This is a genomic window from Brevibacillus borstelensis (assembly GCF_036700025.1).
Classification (GTDB): Bacteria; Bacillota; Bacilli; order Brevibacillales; family Brevibacillaceae; genus Brevibacillus; species Brevibacillus borstelensis.
Window position 1 is genome coordinate 1,650,370 of the sequence record NZ_CP144922.1, and the last position, 19,062, is coordinate 1,669,431.

At 56.0% G+C, this 19,062-nt stretch carries 14 protein-coding genes; 13 read left to right on the plus strand and 1 reads right to left on the minus strand.

The genetic code is table 11. From position 1 onward, the window contains the following. Positions 1 to 16 precede the first annotated feature (16 nt). From V5G20_RS07535 to V5G20_RS07560, 6 genes are all read left to right on the plus strand, one after another. The gene (locus V5G20_RS07535; protein ID WP_024983895.1) at positions 17 to 1,138 is read left to right on the plus strand and encodes an aminotransferase; all 1,122 of its coding nucleotides are present in this window, start codon (positions 17 to 19) and stop codon (positions 1,136 to 1,138) included. An 83-nt stretch (positions 1,139 to 1,221) separates the two neighbouring features. Further along, on the plus strand, positions 1,222 to 2,634 hold the full coding sequence (locus V5G20_RS07540; RefSeq protein WP_172921170.1) for a YfcC family protein: 1,413 nt from the start codon (positions 1,222 to 1,224) through the stop codon (positions 2,632 to 2,634). A gap of 77 nt (positions 2,635 to 2,711) precedes the next feature. Then, positions 2,712 to 3,869, plus strand: coding sequence for a M20 metallopeptidase family protein (locus V5G20_RS07545; protein WP_039070497.1), 1,158 nt, complete (start codon positions 2,712 to 2,714; stop codon positions 3,867 to 3,869). 78 nt (positions 3,870 to 3,947) lie between these two features. Beyond that, positions 3,948 to 4,913 (plus strand): threonine ammonia-lyase, encoded by a 966-nt coding sequence (locus V5G20_RS07550; protein WP_003388906.1) that lies wholly within the window; start codon positions 3,948 to 3,950, stop codon positions 4,911 to 4,913. A 1-nt stretch (position 4,914) separates the two neighbouring features. Continuing rightward, positions 4,915 to 6,027, plus strand: a complete 1,113-nt coding sequence (locus tag V5G20_RS07555; RefSeq protein ID WP_003388907.1) for a mandelate racemase/muconate lactonizing enzyme family protein — start codon at positions 4,915 to 4,917, stop codon at positions 6,025 to 6,027. An 85-nt stretch (positions 6,028 to 6,112) separates the two neighbouring features. Then, a complete protein-coding gene (locus V5G20_RS07560) occupies positions 6,113 to 6,997 on the plus strand; it encodes a LysR family transcriptional regulator (RefSeq protein ID WP_003388908.1) in 885 nt (294 codons plus the stop codon). Positions 6,998 to 7,198: 201 nt separating this feature from the next. On the opposite strand, the gene V5G20_RS07565 is transcribed toward V5G20_RS07560, so the two are convergent. Continuing rightward, a complete protein-coding gene (locus V5G20_RS07565) occupies positions 7,199 to 8,014 on the minus strand; it encodes an alpha/beta fold hydrolase (protein ID WP_003388909.1) in 816 nt (271 codons plus the stop codon). A gap of 305 nt (positions 8,015 to 8,319) precedes the next feature. On the opposite strand from V5G20_RS07565, the gene V5G20_RS07570 reads away from it, so the two are divergent. The 7 genes from V5G20_RS07570 (at position 8,320) to V5G20_RS07600 (ending at position 19,062) form a co-directional block, all read left to right on the plus strand. Beyond that, on the plus strand, positions 8,320 to 9,498 hold the full coding sequence (locus V5G20_RS07570) for an ROK family protein (RefSeq protein WP_003388910.1): 1,179 nt from the start codon (positions 8,320 to 8,322) through the stop codon (positions 9,496 to 9,498). A 56-nt stretch (positions 9,499 to 9,554) separates the two neighbouring features. Continuing rightward, the gene (locus tag V5G20_RS07575) at positions 9,555 to 10,646 is read left to right on the plus strand and encodes an extracellular solute-binding protein (RefSeq protein WP_171506452.1); all 1,092 of its coding nucleotides are present in this window, start codon (positions 9,555 to 9,557) and stop codon (positions 10,644 to 10,646) included. Positions 10,647 to 10,769: 123 nt separating this feature from the next. Further along, complete coding sequence (locus V5G20_RS07580) at positions 10,770 to 11,846, plus strand: ABC transporter ATP-binding protein (RefSeq protein ID WP_003388912.1); 1,077 nt, start codon at positions 10,770 to 10,772, stop codon at positions 11,844 to 11,846. Between the two features lie 12 nt (positions 11,847 to 11,858). Next, positions 11,859 to 13,586, plus strand: a complete 1,728-nt coding sequence (locus V5G20_RS07585) for an ABC transporter permease (protein ID WP_003388914.1) — start codon at positions 11,859 to 11,861, stop codon at positions 13,584 to 13,586. A gap of 185 nt (positions 13,587 to 13,771) precedes the next feature. Then, positions 13,772 to 16,321: an NEW3 domain-containing protein gene (locus V5G20_RS07590; protein WP_171506422.1), complete on the plus strand. Its 2,550-nt coding sequence runs from the start codon at positions 13,772 to 13,774 to the stop codon at positions 16,319 to 16,321. A gap of 177 nt (positions 16,322 to 16,498) precedes the next feature. Continuing rightward, a complete protein-coding gene (gene argH, locus V5G20_RS07595; protein ID WP_003388917.1) occupies positions 16,499 to 18,007 on the plus strand; it encodes an argininosuccinate lyase in 1,509 nt (502 codons plus the stop codon). Continuing rightward, positions 18,007 to 19,062 (plus strand): N-acetylglucosamine kinase, encoded by a 1,056-nt coding sequence (locus tag V5G20_RS07600; protein ID WP_122957877.1) that lies wholly within the window; start codon positions 18,007 to 18,009, stop codon positions 19,060 to 19,062. Before argH ends, V5G20_RS07600 begins: the two co-directional genes overlap by 1 nt.

A 19,062-nucleotide genomic window follows, 5' to 3' on the forward strand; every position in this document is an offset into this window, starting at 1 on the left:
GAGGAGTAAACAAAAGATGCAGGTAAAACCGTTTAAAGTCGAAGAGTGGATGAATGAATATGAAATGGACGCGGTCTACAACATCGCCGAGACATGCGTGGACTCTCTGACCGTGGAAGAATTGATCCGCCTGTCGGATGAGCCGGAGCGCTTTTTTGGCGAACTGGCAAAAATGAAGCTGACGTACGGGCATATCGAGGGATCGCCGGAGTTTCGCTCGCTGGTCGCCGGTTTGTACAAAACGATGAAGCCGGAAAATGTCATTTCGATGAACGGCGCCATCGGGGCCAACTTCCTGCTGCTTTACTCACTCGTGGAACCGGGGGACGAGGTCATTACCGTACATCCGACCTATCAGCAGCTGTACTCGGTGCCGGAATCGTTCGGGGCACAGGTAAAGCTCCTCGGGCTGCGTCCGGAAAACGGATTTTATCCCGATCTGGGTGAACTGAGAAGCATGGTTAGCCCGAAAACGAAGCTGATCTGCATCAACAATCCGAACAACCCGTCCGGCGCGCTCATGGGCGAAGAGATGCTGCGCGAAATCGTGGAAATCGCCCGCAGTGTGGATGCCTATCTGCTCTGCGACGAGGTGTATCGCGGACTGCATCAGGACCCCGAGGTCGTCGTTCCGTCCATTGCGGACCTGTACGAGAAAGGAATCAGCACAGGCAGCCTGTCCAAGGTGTTTTCGCTTGCCGGCCTGCGTCTCGGTTGGATTGCGGGACCGCTTGCCGTGATCAAGGAATGTGTCAAGCACCGCGATTACAATACGATCAGCTGCGGCATGATCGACGACGTCCTCGCCGTGCATGCATTGAAAAACTACGACAAGATCATGGACCGCAACCTCGGAATCGTCCGCACCAATCTGCAAATTCTGGACGACTGGGTGCAAAATGAACCGCTTATCTCGTATGTGAAGCCGCAGGCCGGGACGACAGCGATGCTGAAATACGAGCTGGACATCCCGTCCGAGGAGTTTTGCATCGACCTGTTCAAAACGACCGGGGCCTTCTTGACGCCGGGAAGCTGCTTTGACATGGAAGGCTATGTGCGGATCGGCTACGCGTGCGCCACAGACGTGCTGCGCGACGGTCTGGCAAAAGTATCAGAATATCTAAGGGCCCGCCGCTAAGTGCCGGCCCTATAAAAATACAATTGATTGCATAAATATAAAAATGTTATTATTAAAAAAAGTTTAGGGAGGGGAAACTGCTTATGGCGCAACCAGAAATGAACACCAAGCCTTCGCTTTCCAAGGTGAAAGAAATAAACGTCTTCGTCTTGCTCTTTGCCGTGCTGGCGATCGCGGTCGTCTTGACCTATCTGATCCCGGCGGGCGAATACGGACGCGTGGACGTAAACGGCAGAAGCGTCGTCGATCCGCAATCATTCCAATTTATCGAATCATCTCCGGTAAAGCCGCTTGGACTCGTTAACAGCGTCCATACCGGCATGGAGGAAGCGGCGGGCATTATCTTTTTTGTTTTGATTATCGGCGGAACCTTCGGTATTTTGACAGCAACCGGGGCGATTGAGGCTCTGATCGTCACGCTCTCACGAAAGCTGCAAAACCAGGAAAAATGGCTGATTCCGATCATGATGTTCTTCTTTGCCATGGGGGGATCATTGATGGGAATGGCGGAAGAAACGATTCCGTACATAGCCATTATGATACCGCTGGCAGTCGCTTTGGGATTTGACGCGATCACAGGGGCGGCGATTGTCCTGGTAGGCGCCTCCGTCGGCTTTACGTCGGCGATCATGAACCCGTTTACGGTCGGGGTAGCGCAAGGCATTGCCGAGCTTCCGACGTTTTCCGGGGCGGCGTACCGTATTGCCATTTTTGCCGTAATGTACATCGTCTCGGTCGGATTTGTCTACCGCTATGCGATGAAGGTGAAAAAGGACCGCTCACACGGGTTCTTCGGCAATTTTGAGGGGAAAGACGCCTCGGAGCTGCTGCGCGGCGATATTGTTCTTACGACGAGACACAAATGGATTCTCGGCTGTTTTGTGGTCAATTTTGTCGTTCTGGCCTTCGGCGTAATCAAATATGGCTGGTATATTACAGAAATTGCCGGACTGTTCCTACTCTTGGGAATTGTCATTGGGTTAATCGGGAAACTCTCGTCCAACACGATTGTAGAATCATTCATGAAAGGAGCCTCCGGCGTAATTGCAGGGGCGCTTGTGATCGGCGTTGCCCGCGCGGTCGTGGTCGTGCTGAACGAGGGCCACATTCTGGATACGATCCTCTACTATGCAGCAGCGTTGATCAATGAGATTCCGGCGACGCTGACCGCGTTTGGCATGCTTGTGCTGCAAACAATCATCAGCTTTATCGTGCCGTCCGGCAGCGGAATGGCCGCCTTGACGATGCCGATCATGACACCGCTCGCCGATCTGGTGGGCGTGACGAGACAAACCGCAGTGCTCGCGTACCAGTTTGGGGACGGGATTTCGAATATTTTCATCCCTACATCCGGGTACTTCATGGCGGGCCTGGCAATTGCCGGAATTCCGTGGATGCGCTGGATGAAGTGGATTCTGCCGTTGATCCTCCTTCAGTACGGCGTTGCCATCGCTGCAGTAGTCGTGGCCCAGCTGATCGGCTACGGGCCGTTTTAAGAAACATTGGAACAGGGGGATGTTTCGCGGACCAGCGAGCTTCCTGCCTGCATCATTTTTGCTAGGAGCGTGATTGCATGACTAGAGACTTGTGCACGCCAGAACTCGCCCAATGGGCTGTCGGCCACCGCCGCTACCTGCACCAAAATCCGGAGCTGTCCGGGGTGGAATTCGAGACTGGCGAATACATCAAAAAATGTCTGCAGGAGCTGGACATCGAAATTCTCGACTTTCCCGCACCGAGCGTCGTCGGCTTTTTGAAAGGAACCGAAGGGAAAAAGACGATTGCGCTGAGGGCTGACATCGACGCGCTGCCAGTCCTGGAGGAAGGCGAGAAGGATGGCTATATTTCCAAGCGCGAGGGCATCGCCCATGTCTGCGGCCATGACGGACATACGGCCGTGCTGCTCGCCGCCGCCAAATGGCTGTCGGAAAACCGGCAGGAAGTAAAGCCGAACGTGCTGTTTTTGTTCCAGTCCTCGGAGGAAATGCTGCCGAGCGGGGCGGAAAAACTGGTGGCCCAGGGAGCGGTCGACCAGGCGGATGCGGTCTTTGGCCTGCACCTCTGGCAGCCGCTGGAGAAAGGAAAGATCGGCATCACCTACGGCGCGATGATGGCGTCGGCGGACGATTACCGCATCGTCATCGAAGGAAAGGGCGGGCACGGCTCGATGCCGCATGAGACCATCGATCCGATCTACATCGCCAGCCATGTGATCGGCGCTTTGCAGGGAATTGTCGGACGCCGGATGAACGCCATCGAGCCGGCGGTCATCTCTGTGGGTAAAATCGAAGCGGGGACGACGTACAACATCATTCCCAACCAGGCGGTCATGTCCGGCACGTTCCGCTCGCATTCGGAAGCGACCCGCCGGGCTCTGGCGGAAGAAATGAAGCGGACCGTCGAGGGAATCTGCGCCGCTTTCGGAGCAAAGGGGACGCTGGAGGTCGACTGGGGCACGCCGCCGGTGGTCAATGACAAAGAGATGAGCCAGTTCGTGGAGCAGGTCGTGACAGAAAAGCTCGGAAGCGAGCTGCTTGTTCACGTCGATCCGGTCATGGGCGGCGAAGACTTCTCCCACTACTTGCTCAAAAAGCCGGGCGCCTTTGTGTTTGTCGGCATGAACGGCGAAAAGAGCGCCTATCCGCATCATCACCCTCGCTTCGATATCGACGAAGACGTGATGCCGACAGCGATCAATCTGTTCATTCAACTCGTCAAGCAGTTTGCATAAGGACTTGCCGACAAAGGTGACCTAATAGGCTCGCCCGGCCGTTTGCACAAGGAGTTTGCCTAAGGAGGTTTTTACAGGATGCTATCCGTTTCATTTTTCGATATTGTCAAAGCGCACAAGGATTTGCAGGGCCAAGTGACGAAGACGCCGCTGCTGCGTTCGGACGCTCTGTCCGGGGCAGCAGGCGCGGACGTGTGGCTCAAGCTGGAATGCTTGCAAAAAACAGGCTCGTTCAAAGTCAGGGGAGCGCTGAACAAAATCGCTTCCCTGAGCGAAGCAGAGCTGGCCAAAGGCGTTATCACCGCTTCTGCGGGAAACCATGCGCAGGGCGTAGCCTATGCCGCGTCCCTGAAAGGCGTATCCGCCCTGATCGTCGTGCCAAAGACGGCTCCGGAGACGAAAAAGGCCGGAATCAAGAAGTACGGAGCGGAACTGATCGTTCACGGAGACAACTACGATGAAGCAGAGGCGCATGCATACCAGCTAGCGGAGGAAACGGGCAGAACCTTCGTGCACGCATTTGAAGACGACCAAATCATCGCCGGTCAAGGGACGGTCGGACTGGAAGCGCTGCTGGAGGAGCCCGATTTCGATACGATCATCGTTCCGGCTGGCGGCGGAGGCCTGATCTGCGGGATCGCGACCGCAGCCAAGGCGATCAATCCCGCGGTGAAGGTGATCGGAATCCAGACCCATGCGTCGCCGCCGTGGTACTATTCGTTCCGGGAAGGACGCCTGGTCGATGTGGAGTACAGCGACTCGCTTGCTGACGGCCTGCACGGCGGCATTACCCAGGGCAACCTGGATCTGGCGCTGAAGATCGTGGACGACATACTCCTCGTCGAAGAAGAGCACGTCGCACAGGCCATGCACTGGCTGGCAAAAGAGCATCACCTGATGGTCGAAGGCTCGGGCGCAGTCGGCGTCGCAGCCCTGCTGCAAGGGGCCGTTTCGGGCATCGCGGGCAAAAAAGTGCTGACGATCGTCAGCGGCAGCAATGTGGACGCAGGCAAGCTGGCAAAGCTGATCGCGAGGTACGAATAGGATGACGCGGATTCGGTCCATCGACATTTACGCGATTGCGCTGCCGTTGATCCGCCCGTTTATCATCGCCTACGATACGTTCCGCGAGATGCCGACGATCCTGGTCCGGCTGGAGACAGACGAGGGAGTCGTAGGATACGGCGAGGCTACGCCGGACGAGCATGTGACAGGGGAGACCTACTGGAGCACAATCGAGGTCATCAAGCATCATCTGGGTCCGGCTGTGCTTGGAGAAAACCCGTTTTCCATCGAGCGGATTCACGACAGGATGAACCAGAAGGCAAAGGGAGTCCCGGCGGCCAAGGCAGCGATTGACATCGCCTGCCACGACCTGATGGGCAAGCTGGCGGGCCAGCCGCTCTACCGTTTGCTGGGCGGCCCTTCTCACGACGAGCTGGTCATTCCTTATGTCATGAGCATTCAGCCGCCGGAGGTCATGGCCCAAGAGGCCCAAGCGGCTGTCGCCGAAGGGTACGGAACCTTGAAGCTGAAGGTCGGGACGGACGTCGCCTCAGATGTTGCCCGGGTGCAGGCCGTACGCCAAGCAGTCGGGCCCGATATCAGGCTCCGGGTCGACGTCAACCAGGGCTGGGGGTACGCCGCCGAGACCTTGCAGGCGCTGAAGCATATGGAGGCGTTGGGCATCGACTGGATCGAGCAGCCGGTTCACGCCGACGACCTGGACGGCATGGCCGATATTCGCCGAAAGACGGCGATCCCCGTGATGGTTGACGAAGGACTTTTGGGAGACAAGGAGATGCGGCAGATCACCCAGAAAAATGCCGCAGACTGGATCAACATCAAGCTGATGAAATGCGGCGGTTTGTACCCGGCAGTGCGATTGAACCACCAGGCGGAAATGGCGGGAATCCGCGTGCAGATCGGTTCGATGGTGGAGTCGGCCGTCGCCACCGCGGCGGGAGCGCATCTTTCGCTGGCAAAGAAGAATATCTGGTCCAACGAGATGGTCGGCCCCCGGATGTTTGCCAAAGACGTGGCGGATTTCCCCGTTACCGGCGACCGCATCCGGCTTGGCGAATCACCGGGGCTGGGAATAGCAGTAAACGAAGAGACTGTTGCGTCTTTGATGCGCATTCACGTGAAATTGGCATAGCATAAATGAGCTCCATCGGGTACACTTTGGGGAATAAGGAATGAGCGTTTGACGCCTTCCAATTCGGACAAAGCGAGTGTAGACGATGGAGCTTCGTAATTTAAGGACCTTTCAGGTCGTCGCCGAACATTTGAATTTGACCAAGGCAGCCGAGCATCTGGGCTACAGCCAGCCGACCATTACCCTGCAAATCAAGGCGCTGGAGAGGGAGCTGGGCCATTCGCTGTTGAACCGGGTGGGAAAGAAAACATTCCTCACCCCGGCAGGCAAGGTGGTCAGGCAGTATACGGAGCAGTTGTTTTCCGTCATGCAGCTGATGGAAGAAGAGCTGAACCACCTGAACAACCCCTTTGGCAATCTGGTTGTCGCCGCTCCTGAATTTTACTGCACCCAGTACATGCCGCACATGCTGAAGTCATATCTGGAAATGCATCCGCAGGTGAATCTGCAGGTCATTTCCTGCAGCAGCCAGGAGGCGCTGCGCAGGGTGAACAACCATGAAGCCGACATCGGCATCATCGCCGGAACATGCGATCTTTCGGATATTTATGCAAGTGTGGTGGATCTGGAGGAGTTCGCGCTGGTCGCTACGCCGGAAATGATTGCCGGGCGCAGCTTCTCCGAGGTGCTGGAGCAGTATCCGTTCCTGTCCTACCAGGAGGGCTGCAACCTCGACGGGTTTATCAGCCAGTGCCTGGCGGAGATCAACTACTCTCCCCAATCCGTCATCAAGTGCACGAGCGAAGAGACGATCAAGCGGTCGGTGCTCAATCACACAGGGGTCGCCTTTCTCAGTACCGCGCTCATCCAGGCGGAGCTGCGTTCCGGAGCGGTAGAGGAGCTGCACCGTTTTTCCCGGCGTGCCGAGACGTCGATTATTTGCCTGAAGCGGCGAAAGGACGAGGCGGCGATTGAGACCTTCGCCGAGCTGGTGACCGATGTGTGGCAAAGCGTTCGGGAAAATCAGTAGGGCTTCGTATAACGTAAAAGAGCATCTCATCCAGAGATGCTCTTTTCAGCGTCTTTGGGAGTGGGTTTTGGGGCGGGGCAAGGTAAGATCAGGTCAGGTAAGGTAAGCTAAGTTAAGCTAAGCTAAGCTAAGTTAAGCTAAGTTAAGCTAAGCTAAGTTAAGCTAAGCTAAGCTAAGCTAAGCACTGACAGCTAGCCTGTTTTACCGTAGTCCATCGAGAAAATCCCGCACTGCCCGATAGAAGCCATTCGGGTCATCAGAGTGGACACCGTGACCGCATTCTTCAAAAACTTCAAGCTTTGTATTGGGCCTGCGGGAAACCATAAGCTTGGCCTGATGAATATCCATGACAAAGCTTTTTTTTCCGTGAATAAGCAAAATGGGGCAAGTAGAGGACAGCCAGTCTTCCCACCAGACACCATTTATGTTTTGTGTAGAAATATTCATCCCTCTTAAGTCGGAGCGAAATCCCCAGCCCTGTTCATCCTCAAACACGCTTTCCGAAAAGTAATCAATGGCTCTAACCCCTGCGCGCTCCAATGATGCTCTCAGTTCCTCCAGTGACGCGGAACGGCTGGGGAGCTTTTCGGCAAAGGACATGTCGGCATTGATCTCGACACCGATGTCTTCCACAATAACGGCTCTGACGAGTTCAGGATAACGTGCAGCAAATTGATAGCCGTTTACTCCGCCTAAAGAATGCCCCAGTATGGTGACAGGCTGTCCGCCAAGCTCCGTGTCAATAAGGCTAAAAATATCATTCAGGTAGCTTTCTCTGGAGTAATCCAGATCGGGAGAGTGCTCACTCCAGCCATGTCCGCGTTGGTCCAAACCGATCACCCGCCAACCCTCGATTTTGGAGGCGAAGTCTGAGTAGGTTCTGGCATCGTTCATATGTCCGTGCAGCATCAGTAAAATTTCTTCACCCTCACCCCCGAAATCAAGGTATGAGAGCTTCATCTTTCCCGATTGAAAGTACTTTCTTGTTGGCAATTGATTGTCTTTTGCGTGAAGCATTTCCTTTCCTCCCTTTCCCATCCGAATTGAACGAAATTTGATGGCAAGTCAACTGTAACGGATAATAGTGACAACTTTTGTCATGATTTAAAAATTTGTGTACAGCTATTTGGCATATCGCTTGACTCTGCTTGATAACGAGAAATGTGCGATAACGTAAGAGCTCTTCCCTGCGATCCAAGGAGCTGTTTTTGTCCCTACCGTCATATACATCTAAAGAGTTTGACTATTCAGCCTATAACAGGTATAATTTGGATAACTTTGTTAGTTAAATTAACTAACTCTTTGGTGGTGAATGGCAAAGCGTGCGTTCTTCAAAAAGAACAGGCAGCAGCAAGCTTGTCAAAAAGTGGAACAAGGAAGAGATATTGCAGCAGGTCATTTTGCATGGACAAATTTCCCGCGCCGACCTTTCCAAGGAGACGCAGCTCAGCCGTCCGTGTGTGTCGGCCCTCGTCGATGAAATGATTCAGGAAGGCCTCCTGCACGAGGTAGGCATGGGAGACTCGCGCGGCGGCCGCAAGCCGATTTTGCTCGAGTACAACTATCAGGCATACGCGATTGCCGGGGCTGTGTTCGAAGGCTCCACGCTGGATATGGCAGTAGCTGATCTGAAAGGACGGTTTTTGGGGCGTTATCAGAAGCGGCTGTCACAGCCTGGAAACGGGGAGCTGGTGATCGAGGATTTGGCCCAAGGGCTGGAGCGGCTGCTGGAGGAAAGCAGTCTTCCCGCTGACCGGCTGCTCGGGATCGGTGTCGGCCTGCCCGGCGTTACCCAGCGCGGGAGCGGTACGGTCAGCTTTTCGCCCAGCACAGGCTGGATGGGCTCGCCAATCCAGAAGACCATCGAGGAGCGCCTCGGGCTGCCTGTTATCATCGACAACGACGTAAACATGATGACCCTGGGTGAGTACGTCCGCGGCGTCGGGGTCGGCCACAGCACGGTCGTCTACATGTATGTAGGCACCGGGATCGGCTCCGGCATCATCCTGGACGGACAGTTTTACCGCGGGAGCCGGGAAGCGGCAGGGGAGATCGGCTTCATGATGATCGGTCCCGCCAATTCCAGAAAGGACGGAGCGTCGGGTGTTTTCGAGACGCATTATTCCGCTCCCGGCATCGCATGCAAGGCCAAGGGATTTCTCTCTGACCTTCAGGAAGGGTCGAGTGTCATAAAAGAGCTGATTCGGTACGCCGAGAAAGGACACGAGGAAGCCGTCCGACTTCTGGACGAAGTGTACCTCAACTGGGCATACGGAATAGCCAATATTGTCAGCATCCTGAACCCGGAGCTGTTGATCCTGAGCGGGGAGATGGTCCATATCGATGATAAAGGGGTGAAGCGGATTTCCGATTGGCTAAGTGAGTGGGTGCCCGTAGCGCCTCGTCTGGAAAAGGCTGCTCTTGGCGAACAGGCGGGCTTGATCGGTGCCGTCCACAGCGTTTTAGAGGCGTTCCCGTCCACGAGACTGCTGGACAGGTAACAGAAAAAAAGGGGGAGTTTGTTTTGAAACAGTCCAACAGCACACTGAAAAAATGGATGCGAGGCGTGTTTGCCAGCTCGCTGGCCCTGACGGTTGCGGCGTGCTCCGGCGGCGGACAGGAGGCGAAGCCGGCAGACAGCAACAATACTGGCGGGCAGCCGTCCGGCGAAGCGAAGCCTGCCGAACCGGAAGGCGACCAGAAGCTGATCATTTACACCGCACGCGACAAGAACATCTTCGAAATCGTCCTGCCCAAGTTCAATGAAAAGTATCCGAATATCGAAGTGGAGACGCTGGAGATGGGAGCGCAGCAGATTCTGGAACGCGTACGCGCCGAAAAAGCCAATCCGCAGGCCGATTTCTGGTGGGGCGGCACGCAGTCCGCTCTGAGCACGGCGGCGGATGAGGGCTTGCTGGAACCTTACAAGCCGACGTTTGCCGACAAGATTCCGGATTTGTACAAGGACCCGCAGGATCGCTGGTATGGAGAAATGCTGCTGCCGGAGGTCATCATGTACAACTCCGAGGCGCTCAAGCCGGAGGAAGTTCCGCAAGACTGGGATGAGCTGATCGATCCCAAGTACAAGGATAAAATCGTAATCCGCAACGTTCTGCCATCGGGAACGATGAGGACCATCTACTCTGCCATGATCTACCGACAAGGACCAGACACCCCGGAAAAAGGCTACGAGTGGCTTAAAAAGCTTGACGCCAACACCAAGGAATACACCCAGGACCCGACCAACCTCTACCTCAAGCTGGACCGCCAGGAAGGCGTCATCTCTCTGTGGAATCTGCAAGACGTACTGATTCAGAGCAAACAGAACAACCATCCATACGACTTCGTCTATCCAAAGAGCGGGGCACCGATCCTCGTAGACGGCGTCGGCTTGATCAAAGGCGCGAAAAACGCGGACGCGGCCAAGAAGTTTTACGAATTCCTGTTCAGTCCGGAAATTGCCGCCCAGCTTGCCAAGGAGCGCTTCCAGTTCCCGTCCCGCACGGACATCAACAAGGACGATCTGCCTGACTTCATGAAAAACCTCGAGCTGAAGCCGCTGGAGCTGGATTGGAAGGTCATGGCGGAAAAAGAAAAAGAATGGATGCAGCATTGGGACGAAAATATCAAAGGAAAAGGAAAGAAGTAACCGGTTTCACGGACAGCGACCAGACGGGGAGGCACACAAGTCGCTCCGTCTGGCTCTTGCATAGAGGTGGTCTTTATGCGATCACTTCCGGACCGGGCCCATTTTTTTTAGGGAGGACACCTGATGAGCAGCGTAACACTGGATCACGTACACAAGCGATTTGGAAAGGCCAAAGGGGTAGAAGATGTCCACATTCATATCGAATCAGGAGAATTCTTCACGTTTTTGGGCCCCAGCGGCTGCGGGAAAACGACTACCCTCAGAATGATCGCCGGCTTTTACTACCCGACGGAAGGGCGCATCTCGTTCGGCAGCCAGGATGTGACGATGCTACCGCCCAACAAGCGCAATACCGGGATGGTTTTCCAAAACTACGCCCTGTTTCCGCATATGACGGTGTTTGAAAATATTGCCTTTGGCTTGCAGGTTCGAAAAATGGCGAAAGCCGACATCAAAGAACGCGTGGAGAGGATCATGAAGCTGGTCCGTCTCGATGGGTACGGAGAACGCCGGATCGACCAATTGTCCGGCGGACAGCAGCAGCGTGTCGCTCTCGCCCGTGCCCTCGTCATCGAGCCGCAAATCCTGCTGCTCGACGAACCGCTGTCCAACCTGGACGCGAAGCTGCGGGAAGAGACCCGTTATGAAATCAAGCGCCTGCAAATGGAGCTGGGCATCACCACCATTTACGTGACGCACGACCAGGCGGAGGCGATGTCGATGTCAGACCGCATCATGGTCATGAACAGCGGAGTGGTGCAGCAAATCGGCACGCCGCACGAGATCTACCACCGGCCGGTGAACCGCTTCGTCGCGTCCTTTATCGGCGAAACCAATCTGTGGGAAGCGACAGTGACAGGAATTGAGGGCCAAAACGTCTATGTGCAGGTGACGCCCGACATCTCCCTGTGCGGCTCCTTGCAGCAGGCATCCCCGCAGGTTCGTTTGGCGGTCGGAGAAAAGGTAGCGCTTTCGATTCGTCCCGAAGCGGTTCGGGAAAGTGCGGGAGCGGACGGTGAGAACGTGGTGAGAGGAACCGTGGCGCTTGCCGAGTTTACCGGTGCATGCGTCAACTACGTGACCAGCGTCGGACCCCACCAGTTGAGGAGCATGTTTATCAATGAAGGAAGCGCTGTCAAACAGCCCGGGGAGGCCATTTCCCTGCACATTCCAAAGAACAGCATCTATTTTGCCGGATAAGGAGGAAAAGCGATGAGAGCAGAGCTGCAGCCAGGATCGGCACCCGCAAGGCGAATGTCGTTTACCTCTTCGCCGGCATTTGTGTATGTACTGGTTTCGCCGCTGTTTTTGATCTTGCTGGCGTACGTCATTTACCCGCTCTGGGAAACGTTTGTCGCCAGCGTCCACATCGATGGCGAGACGACGTGGAAAAACTACGTCCGCTTCTTCAGTCTGGAGCATACGGCCAATCTGGAGGCGTTGTGGACCAGCATTTATATATCCGTCCTGAGCGTCATCAGTTGCGGAATTGTCGGAGTGACGATGGCTTTTTTGCTGGAGCGCTACGAATTTCCGGGGCGAAAAATCCTGTCGGTGCTTGCCTTGGTGCCGATGGCCCTGCCGCCGCTGATCGGGGTGCTCTCGTTTACGTTTTTGTACGGTGAGAGCGGCATTTTCCCACGGGCGTTCAAGGAATTGTTCGGCCTGGCCCAAGTGCCGTTTTCCTTGAAAGGGATCTGGGGTGTTGTCGTCGTTCACACCTTTACGATGTACACGTATTTCTTCATGACCGCGTCGGCGGCGATCAAGGGGCTTGACCCGTCTCTGGAGGAAGCAGCCGCAAGCCTTGGGGCAGGGCGTTTTACCGTTTGGCGGAGAGTCATTTTGCCGATGCTCACCCCTGCGCTGGTCGCCTCGTCCCTGCTGGTGTTCATGATTTCGATGGCGTCCTACACGGCCCCGCTCATCTTCGGAATCGACCGGACGATGACGATGCAAATTTATCTCTCCCGAACGAATGGAGACCTGGACATGGCGGCGGCGCAATCGACGATTTTGTCGATCGTGTCGGTAGCCTTCCTCCTGTTGATGCGCTGGTATCAGGGAGCGCGGAATTATCAAAACCAGAGCAAGGGCGTCAGCGTGCACAGAACGGAAATCAAAAGCAAGACAGGCCGCTATATCTCGATCGTGCTGGCTTTTATCGGCATCGTCATCCTGATGCTGCCCATTTTGGTGCTCGTTTTGATTTCCTTCTCCGTGGACGGCACGTGGACGGTCCAGATATTGCCGCCAAAGTATACGGTGGATCATTATCTCGACTTGTTTACCGACAAGAAAACCTGGCGTCCGATCATGAACAGCTTGGAGCTGAGCGCGATTGCCACAATCGGGATCGTCCTGTTCGGGGTGGCGGCAGCCTATGCGATGGTAAGGCTGCGTTTTCGCGGAAAGACATTGCTGGACGTCCTGATTATGCTGCCCTGGGCACTGCCTGGGACGGTCGTGGCGGTCAACCTGATCGCAGCCTTCAGCGAGCCGACCGTGTTCAGCTTCAACCAGGTGTTGATCGGCACCTTCTGGATTATCCCGCTTGCCTACTTTGTCCGCCATCTGCCGCTCGTGTTCCGTTCGACGTCGGCTACGCTGATGCAGATGGACCCGTCTGTCGAAGAGGCAGCGCGAAACCTGGGGGCTACGTGGTGGTACAGCTTCCGGCGGGTTGTCTTTCCGATGGCGTTCGGCGGGATACTGGCCGGGACCTTGCTCGCGTTTGTCCAGTGTATCGGCGAGTTCGTGGCATCTATTCTGATCTTTACCCCGCGGACTACGCCTCTTTCCGTGGCGATTTTCCAAAAGATGTACTCCTTTGAATTCGGTACGGCATGTGCATACGGCGTCTTGCAAATCGTCGTGATCATCATCGTGCTGTTCGTCTCCAGAAAACTGACCGGCGACAAGGCGGGAACGGCGGTTTAAACAGGCAAGATGCCTAGCAAGTCCGCCGTCAACTGTTGGCGCTTTGATTACTCGTGCATTTCCGTTTTGCTTCTATGGGTCAATCCGTGGCGACAGCATGAACTCCCCTGCATGAAGGCCATGATTGATAATGCAGGAATTTCCTGCAGATAGATCATCTTACAGAGGAAATGGAGGAGGGTTCATTGAAAAAGGGGACTTTTGCCAAGCTGTTTTCCGTCACTACAGCCGTCGCGCTGGCCGGCAGTCTCGTCCTGCCGCTGGCGCCCCAGACCGCTCATGCCGACCGCGGTGTCGTCGACCTGTGGAAAGCGATCAAGCCGCTGACCACGATTGCCAGCGCCATGAACACAGGCGCGCATCCCGACGACGAGCACAGCGCAATGCTGGCGTACCTGTCGCTGGGCAAGGGAGTGGACACGTCCAGCATCATCGCCAATCGCGGCGAAGGCGGACAGAACGAGATCGGCAGCGAGCTGGGCAATGCGCTCGGCATCATCCGCACGAGGGAGCTGCAGGAGGCGTCCAAGGTCACCAATGTGACGCTGGGCATCCTCAGCGAACAGATTGATGATCCCGTCTACGATTTCGGCTTCTCCAAAAGCCCGGACGAGACCCTTTCCAAATGGGGAGAAGAGGAGGTCTATGAACGGCTGATCCGGAAAATCCGGGAGCTGAGACCTGACGTAGTCATTCCCGCTTTCCTGAACGAGCCTTCTACGCACGGACATCATCGCGCCATCAATGTCATCACGGTCAGAGCGTTTGAGGACGCAGCCGACCCGAGCGTGTTTCCCGAGCATCTGGCCCAGGGGCTTTCGCCGTGGCAGGTCAAAAAGCTGTACGTCCCGGCGTCGGCAAAGGACTATGACGTCAGAGTGCCTGTAGGCGAGTATGACGAGATTTACGGAGCCTCGTATCTGCAACTGGGCGAGGAATCCCGGTTTATGCACAAGAGCCAGGGGATGGGGCGGCACTATGATGAAGGCCCGAGCTACAATTACTACAAGCTGGAAAAGTCGGTCGTCCCGGAGAATAGAGGGAACACAGCAAAGGAAAAAGAACCCGATTTCTTTGAAGGCATTGCCTATACATTTGACGATCTTGCCGAGGAAGTGAAGAAAGCCGCAGGCGGTGGCAAGCTGGCAGCGGAGCTGTCCGCGCTGCAAAAGGATGCCGACCGGGTGATCGCCGCCTATCCGAGCTTCGCCAGGGTGGCAGAAGAAGTCCACGCGATGCTGGCCGACGTCAGGAAAACAAAGGCGGCTGTGGAGGCATCCGGTCTGGAGCGTGCAGTGAAGCAGGATGTGCTGCATCGGCTGGAGGTAAAAGAAAACCAGCTCAGCAAAGCGAGTGCGGAAGCGTTGTCGCTCGTAGCCAAGGTGCGCCCGGAGACGGGCGAGCTGGTCGCGGGACAGACGGCCAAAGTAACCGTAACGGCTTATAATGGCGGCCAGGTGAAATGGAGTCAGGTGAAGCTGAGCTTGCATGTCCCGGAAGGATGGAAGGCGCGGGCAACAGGTCCGACCAGCGTAAACGGTCTCGGATATAACCAGACGGCAAAAGCCGAATTCGAGGTGACGGTGCCAAGCAACGCGTCTTTGTTCCAGCCGTATCAAGAGCCTTTGATCACGGCGGATGTTGCGGTCACTGCCTTTGAAACGGCTTCTGTCACTCACGTCGTTCCTGCTGACGCGGTGGCCGTGCTGCCCGGCTTTGCCCTGTCGGTCAGCCCGGGCGCGACCGTGCTGAATACGCTCAAGCCGGAAGAGCCGATCTCGGTCAAGGTGACAGTCAAAAACTACAATCCGGGAGCAGCCAATTCCGCCATTTCGCTGGAGCTGCCGGATGGCTGGTCTGCTGAACCGAAGTCCGTGCCTGTTTCCTTCGCGGCCAAAGGTGAGACCAAATCGGCAGCGTTTACGGTGAAGCCGGGATCTTCGGTAAAGCCGGGCCAATACAAGGTAACGGCTGTCGCCCGCGGAAACGGAAAGGAAAGCCGCCAAGGCGCCCAGGTGATCCGCTATCCGCATATCGGCACCACATACTTTGTCCAACCGGCAGAGGTTGCGATCCAGGCCTTTGATCTGAACGTGCCGGAGGGCTTGAAGGTCGGGTACGTCTCCAGCGGCTTTGACAACATCGACCAATACTTGCGCCAAGTCGGGGTGGACGTCGTTTCGCTCAGCGCCAAAGACATCGAATCGGGCGATCTGAGTCAGTACGATTCGATCGTGCTGGGCATCCGCGCCTACGGATTCCGGCCGGAGCTGATTCCGAGCAATGCCCGCCTGCTCAAATACGTGGAGGACGGAGGCAACCTGGTGGTGCAGTACCACAAGCCGGAAGACAAATGGAAGCCGGAGCTGGCGCCGTATCCGATCACCATCGGGACGCCGCTGATCCAATGGCGCGTGACGGACGAGAATTCCAAAGTGACGATGCTGGCGCCTGAGCATCCGATCTTCAACACGCCCAACAAAATCACGGACGAAGACTGGAATCATTGGATTCAGGACCGTTCCGCCTACAATCCGTCCAAATGGGCGAAGGAATATGTGGAGCTGATCAAAAATGGCGATCCGGGCGAGAAGGAGTTTACCGGTACGTTCCTCACCGCCACATACGGAAAAGGGACGTATACGTACAGCTCGCTCGTCTGGTACCGTGAAATACCTGCGCTGGTGCCGGGGGCGATCCGGCTGTTTGTCAACATGGCCAGTCTGAAGCAATAAATATACAGCAAGCGATCGCAAAGAAAATGCGGGATACCCGACGCAGACAAGAAAGGCGAGAGAAGCGGGAGGCTGCCGTTTGCCGGCTGTCCTCCCTGTTTCCAGCCTTGGGGAAGCTTTAACCGAAGAACGTATATCCTCTAAAAAATAAAGAAATGGCCGGAAGGAGAAACACCGATGGATACCAAAGAACGGATCTTTCAGCAGGAGGGGGACCACTTCCCTGGAAAGACGTATGTCGAAGCAGTATTGGAGCCAGCCTTTACGGAAGCCAAAACCCATCTTTTGACGCCGATGATGGCGATCAACAAGGCCCATCTCATCATGCTTCGCGAGCAGGAGCTGATCACGGATGGAGAGGCCAAACAGATCGCCCGTTCGCTGCGCGGCATCGATCTGGAAGAGCTGCGTCGCTCCTCGTACACGGGACAATTTGAGGATTTGTTCTTTCAGGTGGAGAGCAAGCTTCTGGAGCTGGCGGGTGACGTCGCGGGCAATCTGCATCTGGCCCGCAGCCGCAATGACATGGGTGTCACCATTTATCGCATGGTACTGCGCGAGAAATTGCTGGTGACACTATCGTCAGCTATCGCCCTGAAAGAGCAATTGCTCCGGTTTGCAGATGAACACGCGGAAACGGTCATGATCGGGTATACGCATACACAGCAGGCTCAGCCGACGACCATGGCCCACTATATCATGGCCGTGGTCGATTCGCTGACGCGGGATATCCGCAGGCTGATCAGCGCGTATCGGACCTGCAACCGCAGCCCGATGGGGGCGGCAGCACTGACGACGTCCGGTTTCCCGATCAGCCGGGAGCGGGTGATGAAGCTGCTGGCCTTTGACGAGCTGGTAGAGAATGCATACGATGCGATCGGAGGCGCCGACTATTTGGGTGAAGTCGCTACGGCTGTGCAGCTGGCATCGATCAACCTGGGACGTACCGTTCAGGATATGCTGCAGTGGTGTACACAGGAGTTTGCCGTATTGAAAGTGGCAAGCCCCTATGTACAGATCAGTTCGATCATGCCGCAGAAGCGAAATCCCGTCTCTTTCGAACACATGCGGTCCCTGCTGTCGTCGGCGGCTGGCAACGCCAGTACCGTTTTGACGATGATGCACAACACTCCGTTCGGCGACATCGTCGATACGGAGGACGACATGCAGCCGTACGCATGGCGCAGCCTGTCTGTCCTCGATCAGATGTACCGGCTGATGGCCTGCGTGGTAGGGACGATGGACGTCAACAAACAGGGCTTGCTGGAGCGGGCCAAGGGCAGCTTTGCCACGGTAACGGAGCTGGCTGATACCCTTGTTCGGACGGACCGCCTGTCTTTCCGCACCTCCCACCACATCGTCAGCAGAGTGGTAAAAGAAGCGATGGCACGCGGACTTCGGGCCGATGAGATCGGGCTCGATCTCGTTCAGGAGGCGGCACAGGCCGTTATCGGAAGAAACATGAGTCTGACCGAGCAAGAGCTCAGGCAGGCGCTTGATCCCGTTCATTTTGTGGCGATCCGCAAGCTACCCGGGGGTCCCAGCCCAGATGAAATGAGACGCATGATCACCCATCGCAAGCAAGAAGGCCAAACCGACTCGGCCTGGCTTGCAGCGGAGAAGGAAACAGTTCGGCAAGCTATGAGCTATCTTGATCAGATCACGTCCGAATGGAGTGAAGCATGATGACCGTGACACGCATTCCCCTCTTGGCCGTAGACGGCGGGGGAACAAAGTGTCTGGCCGTATTGGTTGACGACTCGCAACAGATCGTGGCTACGGGTCGTGCGGGCTCCTGCAACTACCAGGGGATTGGCAAAGAGCTGGCAGCCCGGGAGCTGGAGGCGGCGATACGGGCAGCGCTGCAGGAAGCCGGAGTCCGGCAGGAGACAGCGAGCGCAGACGAACCTCCATCGACTCGCCGCTCCAGCGATCGCCAGACTCGGGAGAACAGCCCTGCGCTTGGGAAGGAAACGCTGGAAATTGAATGCGCGGTGTTTGGACTGGCCGGACTGGATACCGAATACGACCGGCGCGTAATTACGGAAATGGTGGTTGCCGTCTTGCAAAAGCTGCAAGTACATGTGCGCCATTTGCTGGTGGAAAACGACGGCTTCGCCGCCCTTTTGGGGGCCACAAACGGGGAGCCGGGAATTCTCGTCATTGCTGGTACCGGTTCGATCGCCTTCGGTGTCAACAAGGCTGGCGAAACGGCCCGATCAGGCGGTTGGGGCCATCGGGTCGGAGACGAAGGGAGCGGCTACTGGATCGGCAAACAGGCCGTTACGGCTGTGCTGAGGGCAGCGGATGGACGCGGAAGCCAGACTGTACTGACAGACCTGCTGCTGCCGCATATCGGTCTTGCTCACGTAGAAGAGCTGTTTAACTGGACATACGGTTCGGAATACTCCGTCGACAAGCTCGGGGAGCTCTCTCTTCTCGTCAGCCAGGCAGCCGACCGTGGAGACTCTGTTGCCCTCGGCATTTTGGAGAGGGCGGGAGAAGAGCTGTTTCTTGCGGCCAAAGCAGTGATGGAGCGGCTGGGCATGGGCAGAGAGCCGTTCAAAATGATCCTTCAGGGAGGCGTCTTGCAAAACGATGAGCGGGTCCGTTCGATCGTCATGCAGCGAATCCGCTCGGCGGCTCCCCAGGTTGTGATCGACAAGGCTCAAAACGAACCTATTTACGGTGTAATCGCCAAAGGATTGGCATATCTCAAAGGGAGAACCGAGAGACATTGA

Coding starts and splice junctions, on each gene's coding strand:
- V5G20_RS07600 (WP_122957877.1), top strand. CDS start 18,007: ATGACCGTGACACGCATTCCCCTCTTGGCCGTAGACGGCGGGGGAACA.
- V5G20_RS07535 (WP_024983895.1), top strand. CDS start 17: ATGCAGGTAAAACCGTTTAAAGTCGAAGAGTGGATGAATGAATATGAA.
- V5G20_RS07585 (WP_003388914.1), top strand. CDS start 11,859: ATGAGAGCAGAGCTGCAGCCAGGATCGGCACCCGCAAGGCGAATGTCG.
- V5G20_RS07545 (WP_039070497.1), top strand. CDS start 2,712: ATGACTAGAGACTTGTGCACGCCAGAACTCGCCCAATGGGCTGTCGGC.
- V5G20_RS07575 (WP_171506452.1), top strand. CDS start 9,555: ATGCGAGGCGTGTTTGCCAGCTCGCTGGCCCTGACGGTTGCGGCGTGC.
- V5G20_RS07565 (WP_003388909.1), bottom strand. CDS start 8,014: ATGCTTCACGCAAAAGACAATCAATTGCCAACAAGAAAGTACTTTCAA.
- V5G20_RS07580 (WP_003388912.1), top strand. CDS start 10,770: ATGAGCAGCGTAACACTGGATCACGTACACAAGCGATTTGGAAAGGCC.
- argH (WP_003388917.1), top strand. CDS start 16,499: ATGGATACCAAAGAACGGATCTTTCAGCAGGAGGGGGACCACTTCCCT.
- V5G20_RS07560 (WP_003388908.1), top strand. CDS start 6,113: ATGGAGCTTCGTAATTTAAGGACCTTTCAGGTCGTCGCCGAACATTTG.
- V5G20_RS07555 (WP_003388907.1), top strand. CDS start 4,915: ATGACGCGGATTCGGTCCATCGACATTTACGCGATTGCGCTGCCGTTG.
- V5G20_RS07540 (WP_172921170.1), top strand. CDS start 1,222: ATGGCGCAACCAGAAATGAACACCAAGCCTTCGCTTTCCAAGGTGAAA.
- V5G20_RS07550 (WP_003388906.1), top strand. CDS start 3,948: ATGCTATCCGTTTCATTTTTCGATATTGTCAAAGCGCACAAGGATTTG.